General features: G+C 62.5%; 19 protein-coding genes and 1 pseudogene. 5 read left to right on the forward strand and 15 right to left on the reverse strand.

All coding sequences use genetic code 11. The features are described from left to right. Positions 1 to 21: 21 nt before the first annotated feature. The 9 genes and pseudogenes from ABD847_RS09840 to ABD847_RS09875 all read right to left on the reverse strand — a co-directional run bounded on the left by ABD847_RS09840 (position 22) and on the right by ABD847_RS09875 (position 6,542). Positions 22 to 528, reverse strand: a complete 507-nt coding sequence (locus tag ABD847_RS09840; protein WP_345012471.1) for a pilus assembly PilX family protein — start codon at positions 526 to 528, stop codon at positions 22 to 24. Between the two features lie 2 nt (positions 529 to 530). Beyond that, a complete protein-coding gene (locus tag ABD847_RS09845) occupies positions 531 to 1,340 on the reverse strand; it encodes a PilW family protein (RefSeq protein WP_345012472.1) in 810 nt (269 codons plus the stop codon). After that, positions 1,340 to 1,840 carry a type IV pilus modification protein PilV gene (pilV, locus tag ABD847_RS09850; RefSeq protein ID WP_345012474.1) on the reverse strand — a complete coding sequence of 167 codons (501 nt, stop codon included), beginning with the start codon at positions 1,838 to 1,840 and terminating at the stop codon, positions 1,340 to 1,342. The genes ABD847_RS09845 and pilV overlap by 1 nt, the downstream gene beginning before the upstream one ends. After that, positions 1,821 to 2,228: a GspH/FimT family protein gene (locus tag ABD847_RS09855; RefSeq protein ID WP_345012476.1), complete on the reverse strand. Its 408-nt coding sequence runs from the start codon at positions 2,226 to 2,228 to the stop codon at positions 1,821 to 1,823. The genes pilV and ABD847_RS09855 overlap by 20 nt, the downstream gene beginning before the upstream one ends. A 27-nt stretch (positions 2,229 to 2,255) precedes the next feature. Next, positions 2,256 to 2,342: pseudogene (locus ABD847_RS16860) on the reverse strand (prepilin-type N-terminal cleavage/methylation domain-containing protein); the annotation flags it as partial. Between the two features lie 214 nt (positions 2,343 to 2,556). Continuing rightward, positions 2,557 to 3,408, reverse strand: a complete 852-nt coding sequence (locus ABD847_RS09860) for a 23S rRNA (adenine(2030)-N(6))-methyltransferase RlmJ (protein ID WP_345012478.1) — start codon at positions 3,406 to 3,408, stop codon at positions 2,557 to 2,559. Continuing rightward, entirely contained in the window at positions 3,402 to 3,872 is a 471-nt protein-coding gene (locus tag ABD847_RS09865; RefSeq protein ID WP_345012480.1) for a TIGR02444 family protein, read from the reverse strand. The genes ABD847_RS09860 and ABD847_RS09865 overlap by 7 nt, the downstream gene beginning before the upstream one ends. Further along, complete coding sequence (locus tag ABD847_RS09870; RefSeq protein ID WP_345012482.1) at positions 3,856 to 5,772, reverse strand: ABC transporter ATP-binding protein; 1,917 nt, start codon at positions 5,770 to 5,772, stop codon at positions 3,856 to 3,858. The genes ABD847_RS09865 and ABD847_RS09870 overlap by 17 nt, the downstream gene beginning before the upstream one ends. Beyond that, the gene (locus ABD847_RS09875) at positions 5,769 to 6,542 is read right to left on the reverse strand and encodes a hypothetical protein (RefSeq protein ID WP_345012484.1); all 774 of its coding nucleotides are present in this window, start codon (positions 6,540 to 6,542) and stop codon (positions 5,769 to 5,771) included. Before ABD847_RS09875 ends, ABD847_RS09870 begins: the two co-directional genes overlap by 4 nt. 111 nt (positions 6,543 to 6,653) lie before the next feature. Here ABD847_RS09875 and slyD point away from each other — a divergent pair, with 111 nt between their 5' ends. Continuing rightward, on the forward strand, positions 6,654 to 7,289 hold the full coding sequence (gene slyD / locus ABD847_RS09880) for a peptidylprolyl isomerase (RefSeq protein WP_345012486.1): 636 nt from the start codon (positions 6,654 to 6,656) through the stop codon (positions 7,287 to 7,289). 47 nt (positions 7,290 to 7,336) lie between these two features. On the opposite strand, the gene ABD847_RS09885 is transcribed toward slyD, so the two are convergent. Then, positions 7,337 to 7,552: a SlyX family protein gene (locus ABD847_RS09885; RefSeq protein WP_345012488.1), complete on the reverse strand. Its 216-nt coding sequence runs from the start codon at positions 7,550 to 7,552 to the stop codon at positions 7,337 to 7,339. Positions 7,553 to 7,559: 7 nt separating this feature from the next. Beyond that, the gene (locus tag ABD847_RS09890) at positions 7,560 to 8,534 is read right to left on the reverse strand and encodes a WD40 repeat domain-containing protein (RefSeq protein ID WP_345012490.1); all 975 of its coding nucleotides are present in this window, start codon (positions 8,532 to 8,534) and stop codon (positions 7,560 to 7,562) included. Between the two features lie 119 nt (positions 8,535 to 8,653). On the opposite strand from ABD847_RS09890, the gene fkpA reads away from it, so the two are divergent. The 3 genes from fkpA to ABD847_RS09905 all read left to right on the forward strand — a co-directional run bounded on the left by fkpA (position 8,654) and on the right by ABD847_RS09905 (position 12,494). Continuing rightward, the gene (gene fkpA, locus ABD847_RS09895) at positions 8,654 to 9,433 is read left to right on the forward strand and encodes an FKBP-type peptidyl-prolyl cis-trans isomerase (RefSeq protein WP_345012492.1); all 780 of its coding nucleotides are present in this window, start codon (positions 8,654 to 8,656) and stop codon (positions 9,431 to 9,433) included. Between the two features lie 149 nt (positions 9,434 to 9,582). After that, a complete protein-coding gene (locus tag ABD847_RS09900) occupies positions 9,583 to 11,373 on the forward strand; it encodes a cation:proton antiporter (protein ID WP_345012494.1) in 1,791 nt (596 codons plus the stop codon). A 254-nt stretch (positions 11,374 to 11,627) separates the two neighbouring features. Then, positions 11,628 to 12,494, forward strand: coding sequence for a helix-turn-helix domain-containing protein (locus tag ABD847_RS09905; protein ID WP_345012496.1), 867 nt, complete (start codon positions 11,628 to 11,630; stop codon positions 12,492 to 12,494). Here ABD847_RS09905 and ABD847_RS09910 read toward each other — a convergent pair. Continuing rightward, positions 12,491 to 12,871 carry a hypothetical protein gene (locus ABD847_RS09910; RefSeq protein WP_345012498.1) on the reverse strand — a complete coding sequence of 127 codons (381 nt, stop codon included), beginning with the start codon at positions 12,869 to 12,871 and terminating at the stop codon, positions 12,491 to 12,493. The two genes, ABD847_RS09905 and ABD847_RS09910, sit on opposite strands and share 4 nt — an antisense overlap. 310 nt (positions 12,872 to 13,181) lie before the next feature. Here ABD847_RS09910 and ABD847_RS09915 point away from each other — a divergent pair, with 310 nt between their 5' ends. Continuing rightward, on the forward strand, positions 13,182 to 14,237 hold the full coding sequence (locus tag ABD847_RS09915; protein ID WP_345012500.1) for a porin: 1,056 nt from the start codon (positions 13,182 to 13,184) through the stop codon (positions 14,235 to 14,237). A gap of 59 nt (positions 14,238 to 14,296) precedes the next feature. On the opposite strand, the gene ABD847_RS09920 is transcribed toward ABD847_RS09915, so the two are convergent. The 3 genes from ABD847_RS09920 to cutA all read right to left on the reverse strand — a co-directional run bounded on the left by ABD847_RS09920 (position 14,297) and on the right by cutA (position 16,852). After that, the gene (locus ABD847_RS09920; RefSeq protein WP_345012502.1) at positions 14,297 to 14,566 is read right to left on the reverse strand and encodes a GIY-YIG nuclease family protein; all 270 of its coding nucleotides are present in this window, start codon (positions 14,564 to 14,566) and stop codon (positions 14,297 to 14,299) included. A gap of 250 nt (positions 14,567 to 14,816) precedes the next feature. Beyond that, the gene (gene dsbD, locus ABD847_RS09925; RefSeq protein WP_345012504.1) at positions 14,817 to 16,538 is read right to left on the reverse strand and encodes a protein-disulfide reductase DsbD; all 1,722 of its coding nucleotides are present in this window, start codon (positions 16,536 to 16,538) and stop codon (positions 14,817 to 14,819) included. Further along, a complete protein-coding gene (gene cutA, locus ABD847_RS09930; protein WP_345012506.1) occupies positions 16,529 to 16,852 on the reverse strand; it encodes a divalent-cation tolerance protein CutA in 324 nt (107 codons plus the stop codon). Before cutA ends, dsbD begins: the two co-directional genes overlap by 10 nt. Positions 16,853 to 16,875: the final 23 nt, after the last annotated feature.

Below are 16,875 nucleotides of genomic sequence, written 5' to 3' on the forward strand. Positions count from 1 at the left end.
TTATTCGTTACTAATTCGTTGTTAACCTGACGTTTTCTGTGTGGTGGTCACCACAAAGTAGGATTGCAGCAGGGTGTGTGCCCCGCCGGGGCCTTCGCCTCGGCTGGTGACCCGGAAGTACTGCCGGCCCTGCTGTTCTTCCACGTCAGCCGAGATGGGGACAAACTCCCGCTCTTCGATACGAAACTTGGGTGACCCTTCGGTGAGTCCGCTGAAGCTGGTGACGTTGCTGGCCCAGTTGCTGCTGTCACGCCACCAGGCGGCATCGCTCTGCAAACTGGTGCTGATACTGCCGGAGGCGCCGGCAAAGATCTGATCTATGTTCGAGGCGACGGTACTGCGAAACAGGGCCTCGGCGCGCAGCATGGCCGATTGGGCGATGGCTTGGCTGCGGGCCTGATCATACTGGCTGGAGGCGGTCTGCTGACTGCGAATCGCCGTCTTGCCCACCGCCAGGGCGATGATGCCAATCAGCAGGGTAATGATCAGCGCCGTGATGAGGGCAATGCCTTGCTGGGAACGGTTCATGGTTAGCCCCCCTGGTTGTGGAGTGTGATGTTGCCGCTAAACACCTGGCGCAGTTGACGATCTCCGCCGGCTGTGACGGTTTTGTCCAGCAATTGATAGCTCTGACTGGCGCTCTGGATCCCCTGGCCCGACGCCGCGCTGGCCAGGAAGGCATATTCCACGGCGATCACGCCGCTCCAGTTCGTGATGTTATCGGCGGTGACAAAGCTGGCCCCAGTGGTGTCGGGCAGGAAGCGAAACTGCAAGGACTCGATGTCGTTGGCCAGCACCTGGCTGTTGCCTTGATTGTCGGCGCAGATCAGCTGTTTGTTGGGCGAGACATACAGGCTCAGGGTCACCAACTTCTGATTGTTCATGGCGTTGCCACTGCAATCGAACAAAAAACCATCTGCGCTGGTATCTGTGCCACCATCATTATCACTCTTGCTTGAGCCGTAAAAGCGCATCAGCAGCACGTCGGTACCCGCCAGGGCGGTACCGCTGCTGGCCAGATCGTTGGATCCTGACACGGACTGCCCCAGTGTCCAGCTCACCGACGGTGAGGCGACCGTCGCTACCGGCAGGCTGTTATTGAGGCGCAGGCGTTGATAGTTGATAAAGCCGGCCTGGGCCAGGGTGTTTTGCAGCAGGCGGTTGACGCGGCGGCCGGCCTCGGTCAGTTGGCCGTTGGCCTGGGATAGGGCATAGGTCTGTTGGCTGCTGCTGAGCATGCTGTAGAGACCGGCGATGATAAACAGGCCGATGGCGATGGCGACCATCAGTTCCACCAAGCCAAATCCTTGTGCTTGTTTGCGGGGCGATATCATTAACATCAGCTACTTACCCAAAAGGTCAGGTGGTGGCATTGGTGGCTGTCGGCGGTAGTGCAGCTGCTGGCGCCGCTACCGGTGAGATTGGCGTCCCAGGTCAGGGTAATGGTGACCTGGCGTCCGCCCTCAAGGGACTGGCTGGCCACCGCAAAGCGCGGGGAGGGCAGGCGGGCGCTCATGCGCTGATACCAGCTGTGCAATTGCTGTTTAGCCAGATCGGCGCCGGTGCAGGGACTGCAGCTCATGGCAGCAGGTGTGCTGCCGGAGAGGCCGGCAAAATCGAAATTGCCACTGACGGTCAAATCAGCATGTTGCGTCATGGTTTCCGAAAGCTCCTGCAACGACTGCACGGCTGCCTGATAGGCCTTGGCCTGCTCCTGGCGTTGCATGCTGTTCATCTGCAGGCTGGCAAAGCCCAGCAGGCCGATGGCGATGATGACGAGGGCGATCAGCACCTCAATCAAGGTGGTGCCACGTTGTTGACTAACTACAGGTAATTGCACTGCCATCTCCTAGCGTCAGGTTGCCTACGCTACTGATCCCTACCCGTCGATTGCTGGTGCTGACGGTTGCGGAGCAAAAACTAAAGGTGCTGCTGGTGACAAACCCATTGGGTTGAAAGGTGACTGTACTGCTGGCGCCGCTCTGGCTCACGCTGATGCTCGCATCCTGCTGTTGCACGGCGATGATATCCTCGCCGTTGTCCAAGGCGCCGTCCCGGTCGCTGTCGATAAACGCCAGCCAGCCGTTTGCCCAACTGCTGCCGCAGCTACTGCCATCGTTTGACGGGCACAACACCACGGGTTGCAACTGGTTGAGGGCGGTTTCCCTGGCCAGAGACAAGCCGCCCAGCAAGGCATCACGGCGCTCCATGACGCGCTGTTTTTCCATGAAACTCTGAAATGAAGGCACACCAATCATCGCCACTATGGCCAGGATGGCCACGGCAACCAACAATTCGATTAATGTGAAACCTGTACAGGATGGGGAGCGACTACCCGCCATACGCCCTCTTGTGTCACGACAGTCCAATAACTGGACCGATACAATCCTTATTCCCTGTGATGAGGTGAATCCCTTGTCAGACCAGCGGCGAAGAAAGCCGCAGTTCGCGGGCGAATTATCACCATAAGCCGCTGTCTTGTATATGCATGGCGGCCAGTTCTGTGAGCGGAGAGTTGTTTCTTCGGAAGAAACGAAGGGTTTCGTTAGAGTATTTTCAAGATCCTCGAATGAGCCATTCCAGGCTCCATTGTGCGCCGTCGGCCTGGTGCAGACAGTGACTCAGACGAGGCAGTAGGGCCCCGAGCTGACTGTCCAGTTGCCAGGGGGCATTGATGATGGCCAGCCCCGAGCCGTTCATGCCCCAGTCCGCCGGCTGGGCGGCCACCTCCAGCTCCACCTTGAGCAGGGAGGGCAGCGGCAAGGCGGCCAGGCGTTCGAGCATCTCTCGGCTGCGGTCGGCCTGCTTGCCGAGAATCGGGTACCAGAGGGCATAGATGCCGGTGGGCCAGCGCCGCAGGGCCTTTTCCAGCCCCTTCACGGCCTTGTCGTAGTCGGTCTTCAGCTCGTAAGGCGGGTCGATGAGCACCAGGCCGCGTCTTGGCGTGGGGGGCAGCAGGGCCAGCAGTCCCTCGAAGCCATCTCTGTGGTGAATGGCCACCCGGGGGTCGGCGCCCAGATGGCGGCGCAGTATCTCCACCTCGTTGTTGTGCAATTCCATCAGCATCAGCTTGTCCTGCTCACGCAGCAGGTGGCGGGCCAGCTCAGGCGAGCCGGGATAAAACCGCAGTCCCTGCTCGTCGTTGAGGGTGGCGATGGCGCCCAGGTAGGCGGCCAGCTCCGGCCAGTCGGCCGGCTGGGACCACAGGCGGCCGATGCCGTCTTCAAATTCGGCCTTCTTCTGCGACCACTCGCCACTCAAGTCATAACAGCCGCCGCCCGCGTGGGTGTCTATGTAGCAAAACGGCTTGTCTTTGGCCTTCAAGGCCTCCAGCAGCAGGCTCTGCACGGCGTGCTTGAGGACATCGGCATGATTGCCGGCGTGAAAGGCATGGCGATAACTTAGCATGGGGCGGATTCCGGGGCTGTAGGGGTGGCCAGGGCCAGCAACGCTGGGTGCAGCGGGCTCTGATCCAAGCCAAGATGAGTTAAATAGTCGGTCAGGCCGTGGCCTTTGCCAAGGGTGAGCGTGCTCAGCAGGCCCTCTTGGGCCCACTGCTCCAAGGCCAGCTCATGGGCGAGCAGGGCCTGGTAGTCACTGGTTTCCACCCGGGCCTTGAGGCGGCGGCGCAAGGCGCGCCAGGGTTGCAGCACCGCCGCCTGACGCTGGCTGGTGGCCAGCAGTGGCGGCAGCAGGGCCCCCTGTCCCCGGCGGGCCAGCAGGACAAGCAGCAGCAGGAGGTTGATGTCGGCACCGGCCTTGTCCTGGGCCTGCAGGCACAGGGCCTCCACCCCAGGCTCGCGGTAGAGGGCCTGGGTGGCTTGCCATAGCTCAGCCGGGCTCGGAACAGCCGGCTCACAGGGCTTGGGCAAAATCCTGCTCCTTCTGCTCTATTTCCTCGCCCAGACTCATCCACTCCAGCTCGACGCCCTCCAGGGCTTGTTTCAGGGGGCCTTGGCGGCCGAGCAGGGCGGTCAGTTGGGCCTTGGCCGATTCCTGATAGATGGCCGGGTCGGCCAGGGCCTGTTCTATCTCGTCCAGCTCCCCTTGCAGGGATTCCAGCTGCTTCTCCAGCTTGTCGAGCCGCTGCTTGAGGGGCCGCAGGCTCTGGCGGAATTCCGCCTCCTTACGCTTTTGATCCTTGCGGGCGGCGGCGCTGTTCTGGCTCGGCTCGCCGCTGCCTTGGGGGCTGGCCTGGGCCTTGTCCTGCTCCAGCAACCATTTGTGGTAGTCGTCCAGATCGCCATCAAAGGCTTCTACCCGGCCGCCATGGACCAGATAGAGATCGTCTGTGGTGGTACGCAACAGGTGGCGATCGTGGGAGACGATGACCATGGCTCCCTCAAAGCCCTGCAACGCCAGGGTCAGGGCCTCGCGCATCTCCAAATCCAGGTGGTTGGTGGGTTCGTCCAGCAGCAGCAGATTGGGTTTTTCCCACACCACCAGGGCCAGCACCAGGCGGGCCTTCTCGCCACCGGAGAAGGGGGCCACCGGGGAGAGGGCCTTGTCACCGTGAAAGTCGAAGCCGCCGAGGTAGTTGCGCAGCTCCTGCTCGCTGGCCTGGGGCGCCAGGCGGGTGAGGTGGGCCAGGGGGCTCTCGTCCCCCCGCAGGTATTCCAGCTGATGCTGGGCAAAGTAACCGATCTTGACGCCCTTGGCGGGCTCCAGCTCGCCGGATAAGGGGGCGAGTTCGCCGGCCAGCAGCTTGATGAAGGTGGACTTACCGGCGCCGTTGCGTCCCAGCAGGCCGATGCGCGAACCCGGCACCAGGTTGAGCTTGATCTGCTCCAGCACCCGCTTGTCACCATAGCCGGCGGACAGCTGCTCCATGCGCATCAAGGGGGTGGGCAGGGCATCCGGGGCGCGGAAGCTGAAGTTAAAGGGGGAGTCGACGTGGGCGGGCAGGATCCGCTCCATCCGTTCCATGGCCTTCAAGCGGCTCTGGGCCTGGCGGGCCTTGGTAGCCTTGTAGCGAAAGCGCTCTACATAGGACTGCATGTGGGCCAGGGTCAACTGCTGGCGCTCGTACAGCGCCTGCTGCTGGGCCAGCTGTTCGGCGCGCTGCAGCTCGAAGTCCGAGTAGCCGCCTGTGTATTCGTTGAGCTTGCCGTTTTCGATATGGATGATGCGCCCCACCACCTTGTCGAGAAAGTCCCGGTCGTGGGAGATGAGCAGCAGGGTGCCACGGTAGCTCCTGAGCCAACCTTCCAGCCAGATCACGGCATCCAAGTCCAGGTGGTTGGTAGGTTCGTCCAAGAGCAGCAGATCGGAGCGGCAGAGCAGGGCCTGGGCCAGGTTCAAGCGCATGCGCCAGCCGCCGGAGAAGGCGCGTACCGGGGATTGTTGCTGCTCGGCGGCAAAGCCCAAGCCGTGGAGCAGGGCGCCGGCCCGGGCGCGTATGCTCCAACCGTCGATGGCCTCCAGCTTGCCGTGCAGCTCGGCCACCTTGAGGCCGTCATCCGCCTCGGTGGCGGCCGCCAGGGCCTGCTCCAGCTGACGGTACTCCTGATCGCCGTCGATGACGTATTCCAGCGCCGGCATGTCCAGCGCCGGGGTTTCCTGGGCCACGCTGGCGATCTGCCAGCCGGCGGGCACGCTCAGCTGGCCGTTGTCCACCTGCAGCTGCCCCTTGATCAGGGCAAACAGGGAGGACTTGCCGCAGCCGTTGCGCCCCACCAGGCCCACCTTCTGGCCCGGGTGTATGGTGGCACTGGCATCTTCCAGCAGCTTGGTGCTGCCACGCAGCAGTTCGATGTGGGAGGCGAGGATCATGACGCTGAACTCCGGTTGCCCGCATGGGCGTGTTTGGGCAGGTAGCGCTGCACCAGTCGTTGATAGGCGGCCAGACCGCTCAGGCCGGCCGCTGTGGCGGCCTGGGCTTCGCTAAGCCCACGCTTGATGCCGTCCAGGGTCTGCAACAGTTGCCACTGGCTCTGCCACTGGCTCGGCCCCAGATCCAGGGCCGTGCGAAAGCGTGCCGGCAGGCTGCGGGGGGACAAGCCGGTGGTGTGTGTCCAGGCGGTGGCCTGGGCGCTGGCATCACCACCGGCCATGATGGCTTCCACCACGGCGGCCAGCCCGGGATCCAGTGCCGCCAAGGGCGCCTGCTGACGCAGGCTGCAGGTTTGCAGTGTGTCACGCAGCACCAACAGCTTGCGGCCATGGGCGCCTTGCCAATCCAAATCGGTATCCTGGCTGAGGCTATCGAGGAGGGCGGGCAGCAGGGGGGCGCCGGTCAAGAAACCGGCCTCCGTCGGCAACCCCTGGCTGATCCGCACCGAGCAGCGCACTCGCCCTATTTGGGCTCCGGCCAACCGGGTCAGGCCGTACAGGCACTCCGCCGGCAGCCAGAAGCTGGCCCCTTTGGGCAGCAGCCATTGCTGCTTGCCCAGGCGCAACAGGGCGCTGCCGGCATACAGATGCAGCAACTGGGCATGGGGATCGCGCTGCCGTTGGGGCAGTTCAAGATGGCAACTGGTCTGGCACAAAAACTCGATGGGATAGGGCATGGAAACAGCACTGGTGGCAAATCGAGGGCGCATTATACGTCAAAACCGCCAGGGGGGCAGATGGGGACCCCGGCGTGTATTCAGTTTGGCTTTTTTCCGGTATGCTGGCGGCAATTTATCCACAGTGCCAGCCGGAATTTAGATATGAAAGTAAGCCATCTGAGCGTAGTAACCCTTGATTACACAGTGTCCGACGAAGCGGGTGAGGTGCTGGATAGCACCGAAGGCCGCGAACCTTTGGTCTACCTGCACGGCGCGGGTTTCCTGGTGCCGGGTCTGGAGAAGGCACTGTATGACCGTGAACCCGGCGACAGCTTTGAGCTGAAGGTGGACGCCGCCGACGCCTACGGTGAGTACCATGAAGAGTTGGTGCAAGAAGTGCCGGGCGAGCTGTTTGACGGCATGGAAGTGGCCGAAGGGGATACCTTTGTGGCCGATACCGACGATGGTCACCGTCCGGTGACAGTGGTGGAAGTGTCCGAAGAGTTCGTCAAGGTGGATGCCAACCATCCGCTGGCCGGCGTGAACCTGCAGTTCGCCGTGACGGTGCGCGACGTGCGTGCTGCCACTGCCGAAGAGATCGCTCACGGTCACGTTCACGGTGGCGGTTGCTGCGGTGGTCATGATCATGACCATGGCGACGAAGGCTGCTGTGGTGGTCACGGCCACGACCATGGCCATGAGCATGGTGGCGAAGGCTGCTGCGGCGGTCACGGTCATCAGCATGCCGAGGAAGAGGAGCATCAGTGCTGTGGCGGCGGTGGTTGCCGTAGCCACTAAGCGCCAGCGAATAAAAAAACCGCCCGAGGGCGGTTTTTTTATGGCCGTCAATAGTGTGGCGGCGGCGTCTCTTCGGCCTGACTGGCCACCGGCGAGCCCTGGACTTCCTTGAGCTTGGACTGGATGGCACTCATCTTCTCGTGCAGGCCGTCCAGCTGACGCTGTTGCTGGATCAGGGCCTGGTTGAGCATTTCTATGGTGTCTTCCTGGAACGCCAGCCGGGTTTCCAGCCGTTCGAGCAGGGATTGTACGTCGTCTTGCATCATAACCTCATTGTACCGACCAGGCCTCAGCCAGACCGCTGGAGCTGGCGGTGATGATTCGATTGTCGTCCTGCAGCGCCACCGAGTAGATGACGCCGCCGGAGGGGCGCAGTTTGTTGCGGGCCGAGACCTGCCAGGCCTTGAGCTGCTGGCCGGTGAGCACGTCCCACAGTTGCAGGCGGCGTGCCGGCGAGCCCGTGATCAGCCACTTGCCATCGTTGGCAAAGCGCACCGCGCTGAAGATGAGCTGTCGCGCAGGGATCTTCAACTGGCTCAGTAACTTGCCATCCTTGAGAGACCAGATGTTGGCCTTGCTCTTGCTGTCGGCGGTGAAGGCGTAACGGCCCTTGGGATCCAGTGCCACCTTGCTGACCCGGCTGCCGTGGTTGAAGCGCCAGATCACCTGTCCGCTCTGGGTATCCCACAGGTAGGCGGCATAATCGTTGCCCCCGGTGAGAGCGTAACGGCCGTTGGGGGAGAGATCCACCGAGTTGATCTTCTCGGTGTGGCCGAGGAACTCCAGCCGCCGGCCGGTCTTGAGATCCACATGTTCCACCTTGCCATCACTGCGACCGATGAGCACATAGCGGCCGTAGCTGGAGATGGCGATATCCCGGATGCTGGACTCCTCTTGGGAGTAGTAGCCTACCGCCTTGCCGGTCTCCAGATCCCAGATGACGAAGTCGTTGCGGCCGGCGGTGACGGCATGGGTGCCGCTGGCGGAGATGCGTACCAGGAAGACATCATTGGCCGTATCTTTCTTGTGTTGCCACTGGTAGCGCACCTTGTTTTGCGGCAAATCCCACACCAGCACCCCGCGATCCACGGTGGAGACCACGGCGACTCGACCATCCTCGGTGAGGTCAGCGGCGTAAGAACCGCTTGGTGCCTGCTCCCACTGGGCCACGGGATCGCTGCCTCCCGTGCAGGCGGCCAGCAGTCCCAGCAGGCTGGCAGCCAGCCAGCGAGAGATTTTTTTCATTATTGCTGGCTCCACGCTATTGTTCGACTCCTTCTAGGGGGTAGTATAAAACGCTTGTCTTAATAAGCCTCTCTTTTAATTGACAAACAAAGAGAATGATTCCAATCGCGGAGATGATGATGAAGCAATTTTTCAAGATGTCCCTGATGGCAGTGGCCGTGGCCGTAGCCGTGACCGGTTGCCAAAAAGAGGACACCAAGGCCGAGCAGCCGGCGCAGGTTGAACTCAAGACCTTCGAACAACAATCCGGCTATGCCATCGGTCTGTCCATGGGCCGTTACATCAGCAACACCCTGGCGCGTCAGCAAGAGCTGGGTGTGACCCTGGCAAACGATGTGATTCTGCGTGGTGTGCAGGATGGTCTGGCCAAGCAGCCCAAGATGAGCGACGAAGAGCTGGAGAAGGCGCTGAAGGCCTACGATAAGAAGATCAACGAAGCCGCTGCCAAGAAGGCCGAGGATGATGCCAAGGCCAACCTGGAAAAGGGTAAGAAGTTCCTGGAAGAGAACGCCAAGAAGGAAGGGGTGAAGGTCACCAAGTCCGGCCTGCAATATCAGGTGATCACCGAAGGCAAGGGTGACAAGCCCAAGGCCAGCGACGTGGTGAAGGTGCACTACACCGGCACCCTGATCGACGGCACCAAGTTCGATAGCTCCTTGGATCGTAACGAGCCCGCCGAGTTCCCGCTGGATCATGTGATCCCGGGTTGGACCGAAGGCGTGCAACTGATGACCGTGGGTTCCAAGTACAAGCTGTTCCTGCCCTCTGAGCTGGCCTACGGCGAGCAAGGTGCCGGCTCCATTCCGCCCAACTCTGTACTGCAGTTTGAGGTGGAGCTGCTGGAGATCGTCAAGCCGGACGCCAAGGCAGAAGCCAAGCCGGCCGACGCCAAAAAGTAAGTCTTAGATGTCCGAAAAACCGGCCTTTCAGGCCGGTTTTTTTATGTCCGCGCGCCGGCCTCAATGGTTGTCAAATGCCGCCGAATGGGGCACTGTGAGGCCTGACTGAACCGCCGGGCAGTCTCCCGGCCAGCCTGTGAGGGGTGTGCATGACGGTATTGATGCTGGCGGCGATCTCCCTGGTTTCCGTATTGGCCCAGTGGCTGGCTTGGTCCCTGCGGGTGCCGGCCATTCTGTTTCTACTGCTCACCGGCCTGGCTCTGGGGCCTGTGGCCGGGGTGCTTAACCCCGATGCCATCATGGGGGATCTGCTGTTCCCCATCGTCTCCTTGTCGGTGGCCATCATCTTGTTTGAAGGCGCCCTGGGACTACATCTGTCTGAGCTCAAGGGCATAGGGCGGGTGGTGCGCAACCTCTGCTCCATCGGCATGTTGGCCACCTTTGGCGTGATCGCCGTGGCCAGCCACTTCCTGCTGGGGCTGGCCTGGCAGGTGGCGCTGGTGCTGGGGGCTGTGCTGGTGGTGACGGGCCCCACCGTCATCGCTCCCATGCTCAATGTCATTCGTCCCACCCCGGAGATCGATCGCATCCTGCGTTGGGAAGGGATCGTCATCGACCCCATCGGCGCCCTGTTTGCCGTGCTGGTGTTTGAGGCGGTGGCCTTGCATAGCCCGGATGGCGTCTTTTTGCATTCACTGCAGGCGCTGGGGCGAACCCTGGGGGTGGGCCTGGGGCTCGGCTGGCTGGGGGGCTGGCTGCTGGCCCAGCTGATCCGCCGGGATCTGTTGCCCGCCAAGTTGCAGAAGTTTGCCTCCCTGGCGGCCGTGCTGGGGCTGTTCGCTATCTCGGATTTTTTGAGTCACGAGTCCGGGCTCTTGAGCGTTACCGTGATGGGGCTCTATCTGGCCAACCGCTCGGATCTGGATCTGGAGGAGATCTTGGCCTTTAAGGAGGACTTGAGCGTCATCCTCATCTCCACACTGTTTATCCTGCTGGCGGCTCGGCTGGACATGCATCAGCTGTGGCAGCTGGGCCCCATGGTGTTGGCGCTGCTGCTGGTGGTTCAGCTGGTGGCGCGCCCCCTGTGCATCTTGCTTTCCAGCTGGCGCAGCGATCTCAGTTGGCGGGCCCGGGCCCTGCTGGCTTGGGTGGCACCGCGAGGAATCGTCGCGGCCGCCGTGGGCTCCGCCTTCGCCGCCTCCTTGGAGCAGGCCAAGGTGCCGGATGCCGACAAGCTGGTGCCCCTGGTGTTTGCGGTGATCATCGCCACCGTGGTGGTGCAGAGTTTGACCGCTTCCCCCCTGGCCCGCTGGCTCAAGGTGCAGCAACCCAAGGCCAGCCTGGTGCTCATCATAGGGGCGAACCATCTGGCACGGGTCATTGCGACGGCGCTCAAGGAGCAGAACATCCCGGTGCTGCTGGCGGATCCGGTGTGGGATTACTACCGTCAGGCCCGCATGAGCGGGCTGCCCAGCTATTACGGCAACCCGCAGTCCGAGCAGGCGGAACGGCAATTGCCGCTGGGCTCGGTGCGCTGGGTGCTGGCCCTCTCGCCCAACCGCCATCAGAACGCCCTGGGGGTGTTGCACTTTGCCCACATGTTGGGGGCCGACAAGGTCTTCTCGTTACGGGTGAGTGAGCAGGGGCGGGCCAACTGCGAGAGCCGCACCTTCCGGGCGCGCCAGCGGCTGTTTGCCCCCGATGCCACCTACGCCAAACTCACCAGCCAACTGGCGCTGGGTGCTCAGGTCAAGGCGACTCGCCTGGGTGATGCCTTCAGCTGGCAGGATTACCAGAAGACCCATCCGGACGCGCTGCCACTGTTTGTGGTGACGGACAAGGGGCGGCTCAGGGTGATGGAGGTGGACGGTTCGGCGCCACCCAAGGCGGGGGAGACGGTGCTCTCTTTGGTCGCCGCCAAGCGTGAAACGACCGCCTGAGGGCTGTCAGCGGATAAAAAAATGCCGCCAGAAGTATGTGGCGGCATTATAAAGAAACAACATAAGGATCAAGCTGAACGTTCAACCAGCCCTGAGACTGTGGTTGTGACTCACCAGGTCCCCTGTACAAGCCATCCCGAGAGAACCTCTCTCTTTGTCGCACCAGGGAATCCAGATCAACAACTTGACGTTGGTCATTCTCTCAGCTTTTATAGGCCAATCCCCATACTTGGCTGTTTCGTTAGGATGTCTATTTGTCTCATTGTCCCATCATAGAGCTCAGTGCGGAGAGTCAGCAGCATATCTTCGACTGTCGCACCGGCAGCCTGGCCGAAGGTTTTGGCCTGCAGGTGGTGGGTTATGCCCAGCTGGCGGGCCACTATCGGGTGGCCCAGCAGCTGGCGTTTCCGTTATTGGAGATCACCCTCTCGGGCGAGGGCTGGAGCCAGGTGGCCGGACGGGTGCAGCGGCTGCGTGGAGGAGACATTCTGTGTGTGCCGGCCGGGGCATCTTACGAGTTGCGTACCCTGGAGGGGGAGCCCTGGGAGAAGGTGTTCCTGCTGCTGGATCAGGACAGTCGGGAACTCAATCTGCCTCGGGAGGTGACCCGCTACAGCCGGCCGGAGGTGGTGAGTCTGCGACCCTTGATGCAGCAGTTGCAGGCCGAACAGAACCGCCGGGATCTGCTCAGTGGCCAGGCGCTATCGGCCCTGAGCCAGTTGCTCAGTCTGCAGCTGCGGCGCCTGCTCAGCGACATGGCTCCCAGTGGCCTGACATCCCGCTTGCAGCAGGTGATCCAGCAGGTGCAGCAAAACCTGGCCTATCCCTGGTCCACCGAGGAGTTGGCTCGGCGGCTCGGTTGCTCCCGGGCCCAGTTGCACCGGTTGTTCAGCGCCCAGTTGGGGCGCAGTCCCATGCAGCATATCGAATGGTTGCGCCTGCAACGGGCCAGCCACTGGCTGCAGACCACGCCTTGGCCACTGAAACTGATCGCCGATCGACTGGGTTACGAGAATCCCTATCACTTCTCCACCGCCTTCAAGCGACGCATGGGGCTGTCACCGACCCATTATCGTGAGCGGCACAGCCTGGTGGGGCCGCCGCGTCCGCTGGCCGGTTAGGGCATCAACTCGGCCAGTTGCAGGCTCTTGTTGAGCACACCGTCGGTCACATCCAGCTGATAGTCGCCGGAGAGGCGGAAGATCCGCCATTGCTGGCTATCCAGGCCACGGGCACCGCGGTAATCACGGGCATCGGCTTCCGAGGGGAAGGCTTGGGTGCCCGGGTAGAGGCCGAACAGGCAGGGGCCCAGCTTGACGATGGACTCTCCCCGGGCCACGGCGTCGGCATCGCTGGCCTGGCTCAGGGTATAGACGGGATGGCGGGGCGCCGTGCGCACCATGGGGACGCTGTTGAGTTGCAGGTTGATGAGGGCGGCCATCCCCAAGGCCAGCAACAGCCCCAGCGGCAGGTAGAAGCGTCTGATCAGTCCGAACATGCCGGCCTCCTGATGGGGCTTTGCGCGACAACATCATGATTTTCCTACTCTAATGTAAAGTTGGCTACCAAACCAGCACCATGCGCTCCCCGTTGACCTGTCCTGGTCGAACCATCACTTCGCCGCAGCGGGCTAACCGCCCGGTATGACCGTCATGCGACTGCCGTGTTGGCGGTTTGCCGCAGCTGTGATCTGCGTCTCGTTAAGCCAGGGTTTAGGCAGCGGGCATATAGTCCGGAGAGCAACGGCCCCGGTTGTTTGGGGCCCTTCCCGGCAGGCCTGGCCTGCCAACCGACAATAAGGAATCATGATGAAGCATTCAGTTCTGGCGTTGATGATCCCCTCTGTACTGGGCGCCTCTGCCGCCCAAGCCGTTTCCCTCTACGACCAAGATGGCACTCAGCTGAACCTCAATGGCCGGGTCGTTGGCCTCTACTATGGCTCCGGTGATGAGGACAGCCGAGGTGACGAGAGCTATCTGCGGGTGGGCCTCGATGGCCGTACGCAAATCAACAACGCCCTGTATGGTTTTGGTGCTTTCGAGTACAACCTGCCCACCTCCGGCAGCGATAACGATGAGGTGCGTCAGGCCTTTGCCGGTCTGGGCGGTGACTTCGGTGCCGTCAGCTACGGCCGCCAGTTTGGGCTGTTCTCCAAGCTGAACGACTATACCGATGTGCTGCCGGAGTTCGGTGGTGACGGTCTGGGCAGTGGCGCCGATCTACTGGGGACCGGTCGCAACAGCGGTCTGCTGCAATACAACGTCAACTACAACGGCCTGTTCGCCGGCCTGCAATACACGGGGCAGGCCGATGCCCAGCACCAGGATGCCGACAGCTGGTCCAAGAACAACGGCGAAGGCTATGCCGCCTTGCTGGGCTATGATTTCCCCGAAGGCGTCAGCCTGGCCGCCGCCTATAACCGGGTGAACAAGACCAGCGATCAGCGTGCCAATGCCAGCTTCGGTGGCACCCAGGATGCCGAACTGACCGGCGTGGGGATGAAGTATGACGCCAACCGCATCTACGCGGCAGCTACCTACTCCTACGGGCGTCATCACATCTATAACGCCGAGGCCAACGGTTTCTTCGACAAGAGCCAGGGCTATGAAGCCGTGGTGCAGTACCAGCTGACCGACGCCTTCAAGCCGTCACTGGCCTATGTGCGCACCGATGTGAAGGATGCCAGCCAAGGCATCGACAGCACCCTGACCGAATATGTCAGTGTCGGTGGGTACTACAATTTCAAACCCAACGTGATGGCCTACGTGGATTACCGCTGGAACCAGCTGAGCGCCAGCGAGGCGCGTCAATTCGGCAATACCGACGAGGATATCGTCGCCGTGGGTCTGCGCTACGACTTCTAACTGCCGGCACCGCCATAAAAAACGCCAGCCCTCGGGCTGGCGTTTTCGTCTCAGGACACTCATTGCAACTCAGGTAACTGACACTCACCCCGCAGCAGGGCTTCTTTGCGCCACTTGGGCCAGCGTTTGAGCAGGTATTCCAGTCGCAGGGCCTGGCTGTGGCCCCCCACTTGCAGCTGGAATACCAACTCCAGCGGTCCCTTGCCGCGCAGCGCTCGCGCGCCCATGCCGCTAGTGTGTTCGGTGAGGCGCCGCGTCACGTCTGTGCTGATGCCGGTGTAGAGGCAGCCGTGGCCATCCCGGATCATGTAGAGGGACCAGTCGCTCATGTCCACCCCTCGGGTGTCACCCTGTGGCGCAGTGCCTGATGACCAGCCGTCGGCGCCTGATGGGCGCGATGGCAAGGGCAGAATGTCCGGCATGGGAGCCGGGGAGTATGGCTCGGCAACATGATGATACGGCTCGGCTGATTAAGAAGGGAACAGACTAGTTTTTTTACTCAGCCATCTCAAGCAGTTAGCCATAAAGATCCGTTAAAAATGGCGCCAGAGCACAGGATGGACTACCGGGGGTGTTCGCTTAGTTGAAAATGGTTTCCATATGAGAAACAAAACGCCGGGGCGGTACGAAGCCATCCAGGCGGGCCACGGGGTCGACGCCTTCGCCATAAAACAGCAGGGCCGGCAGACCGAACACCTGCAGCTGGCTGAGCAGTTGCTGATTCTCGGCGCTGGCCGCCGTCACATCAACCCGCAACAGCCGATAGGATGCCAGCGCCTGCTGCACCGCCGGATCCCGGAAGGTCTCCTCCTCGTATTGCCGACAGGCCACACACCAGTCGGCATACAGATCCAGCAGCACCGGCTGGCCGTCCTGGCGCGCCTGGGCCAGGGCCGCCTGCAGGCCCGACAGGCCCGCCACCTGGGTGAAGGGCAGTCCCGGGGCTTCATCCCGGGGGGCGATCCACAGACCGCCCAGCAGGGCCAGAGTCAACAGCAGGGCGCCCTTGCCCAGCCGCGGGTACTTGGGGGGCTCCCAGCCTTTGAGCAGGTAGCTTATGGCTCCCAGGGCCAACAGCAGGGCGGCGACATGGATGAGCCAGTCCGGCAGCAGCCGTTCCAGCAGCAGCAGGGGCACCGCCAGCAGCACGAAGCCAAACAGGGTCTTGACCTTCTCCATCCAGCGACCGGCACGGGGCAGCCAGCGGTTGCCGAAGGCACCGATGAGCAGCAGAGGCAGCCCCATGCCCAGGCTCAGCAGGTAGAGGGCGGCGGCGCCGTACCCGCGATCGCCGCCCTGGGCCACGAACAGCAGGGCGCCGGACAGGGGCGCCGTGGTGCAGGGGGAGCAGACCAGGGCCGACAAGGCCCCCATCAGCAGCACCCCCAGGCCATGGCCGCTGGGCAGCCGGTTGGTCAGCTGGTGCAGCCGTCCCTGCAGCGGGCCGGGCAGCTGCAGCTGATACAGGCCGAACATGGCCAGGGCCAGCAGCACAAACAGGCCGCTGGCGCCCCACAACACCCAGGGCTGCTGCAGCTGGGCCTGCAGGCCGGCCCCCAGGCTGGCGATGGCCAGCCCCAGCAGGCTGTAGGTGATGGCCATGCCCTGCACATACAGCAGGGCCAGCCAGGCGCCACGCCGGGGGCTGAGGCCCTGATTGCCTAGCAGCAGGCTGCTCAAGATGGGGTACATGGGGAACATGCAGGGCGTGAGGGAGAGGCCCAGGCCCAGCACGAAGAACAGCAGCAGGCCCATGGCGCCACCGCGAGCCAGGGGGGTGTCATCTGGGGTGGCTGGGGGGGGTACCGGCTGGGGGGCGATATCCGGCGTCGTCTCCGCCAACTGGGTCACAGAGGGTGCGACTGGCGTCAGGGCCAGGCTGGCTTGCGCCGGCGGATAGCAGAGCCCCTCGGTGCAGCCCTGGTAGCGCAGGCTGAGGATCGCGCCCTCGTCAACCGCCGTCAGCGGCAGGCTGAAGTCCAGCTGATCGTAATAGACCCAGGTCTCCCCGAAGAAGTCGTCCTCATGGGCCTGGGCCTCGGGCAGGGTGGGCGCCTGTAGCTGAGCGCCCTGGGCCTGCCAACTGAGCTTGTCCCGATAGAGGTAGTAGCCGGGGGCCAGGGTGAAGTGTACCCGCACCCGGTCGCCCTCCTGTTGCCAGCTGAGGGCAAAGGCGCGTTCGACCGGCAGATACTGGGGCGTGCGTTGACTGGGGGCCAGCAGGCTGTCCAGCAGCTCATCGGCCCGCGACGGGCCGATGCACAGCAGCACAAGACACAGTAGCCAGGGGATCAGTCGCACCCCAGGCTCTCCTGTAGCCAGTTGAGATATTCCCTGTCCCCCTGGCAGACATGCAGGCCGAGGATCTCCGGCACCTGATAGGGATGATGCTGGCGGATGAACTGCCGCAGGGGTTCAAACAGGCTGTTGCGGGTCTTGATCAGCATCTGGACTTCCTGGGTCTCTTCCACCTGACCTTCCCAGAGGTAGATGGAGGTGACCCCCTTGATGAGATTTACGCAGGCGGCGAGTCGATTTTCCACCAATTGGCGGGCCAGCAGCTGGGCCACGCCCTGATTGGGGCAGGTACATAACACCAGTAGGGTCTCAGTCATGGGGCCTCCGATAGGGGGGTGCA

The organism is Pseudaeromonas paramecii (assembly GCF_039540575.1).
GTDB lineage: Bacteria > Pseudomonadota > Gammaproteobacteria > Enterobacterales > Aeromonadaceae > Pseudaeromonas > Pseudaeromonas paramecii.

Excerpts from the sequence above, each read along its gene's own strand:
- ABD847_RS09840 (WP_345012471.1), bottom strand. The coding sequence starts at position 528 with ATGAACCGTTCCCAGCAAGGCATTGCCCTCATCACGGCGCTGATCATT.
- ABD847_RS09845 (WP_345012472.1), bottom strand. The coding sequence starts at position 1,340 with ATGTTAATGATATCGCCCCGCAAACAAGCACAAGGATTTGGCTTGGTG.
- ABD847_RS09855 (WP_345012476.1), bottom strand. The coding sequence starts at position 2,228 with ATGGAAAAACAGCGCGTCATGGAGCGCCGTGATGCCTTGCTGGGCGGC.
- ABD847_RS09860 (WP_345012478.1), bottom strand. The coding sequence starts at position 3,408 with ATGCTAAGTTATCGCCATGCCTTTCACGCCGGCAATCATGCCGATGTC.
- ABD847_RS09870 (WP_345012482.1), bottom strand. The coding sequence starts at position 5,772 with ATGATCCTCGCCTCCCACATCGAACTGCTGCGTGGCAGCACCAAGCTG.
- ABD847_RS09875 (WP_345012484.1), bottom strand. The coding sequence starts at position 6,542 with ATGCGCCCTCGATTTGCCACCAGTGCTGTTTCCATGCCCTATCCCATC.
- slyD (WP_345012486.1), top strand. The coding sequence starts at position 6,654 with ATGAAAGTAAGCCATCTGAGCGTAGTAACCCTTGATTACACAGTGTCC.
- ABD847_RS09885 (WP_345012488.1), bottom strand. The coding sequence starts at position 7,552 with ATGCAAGACGACGTACAATCCCTGCTCGAACGGCTGGAAACCCGGCTG.
- ABD847_RS09890 (WP_345012490.1), bottom strand. The coding sequence starts at position 8,534 with ATGAAAAAAATCTCTCGCTGGCTGGCTGCCAGCCTGCTGGGACTGCTG.
- fkpA (WP_345012492.1), top strand. The coding sequence starts at position 8,654 with ATGAAGCAATTTTTCAAGATGTCCCTGATGGCAGTGGCCGTGGCCGTA.
- ABD847_RS09900 (WP_345012494.1), top strand. The coding sequence starts at position 9,583 with ATGACGGTATTGATGCTGGCGGCGATCTCCCTGGTTTCCGTATTGGCC.
- ABD847_RS09910 (WP_345012498.1), bottom strand. The coding sequence starts at position 12,871 with ATGTTCGGACTGATCAGACGCTTCTACCTGCCGCTGGGGCTGTTGCTG.
- ABD847_RS09915 (WP_345012500.1), top strand. The coding sequence starts at position 13,182 with ATGAAGCATTCAGTTCTGGCGTTGATGATCCCCTCTGTACTGGGCGCC.
- ABD847_RS09920 (WP_345012502.1), bottom strand. The coding sequence starts at position 14,566 with ATGAGCGACTGGTCCCTCTACATGATCCGGGATGGCCACGGCTGCCTC.
- cutA (WP_345012506.1), bottom strand. The coding sequence starts at position 16,852 with ATGACTGAGACCCTACTGGTGTTATGTACCTGCCCCAATCAGGGCGTG.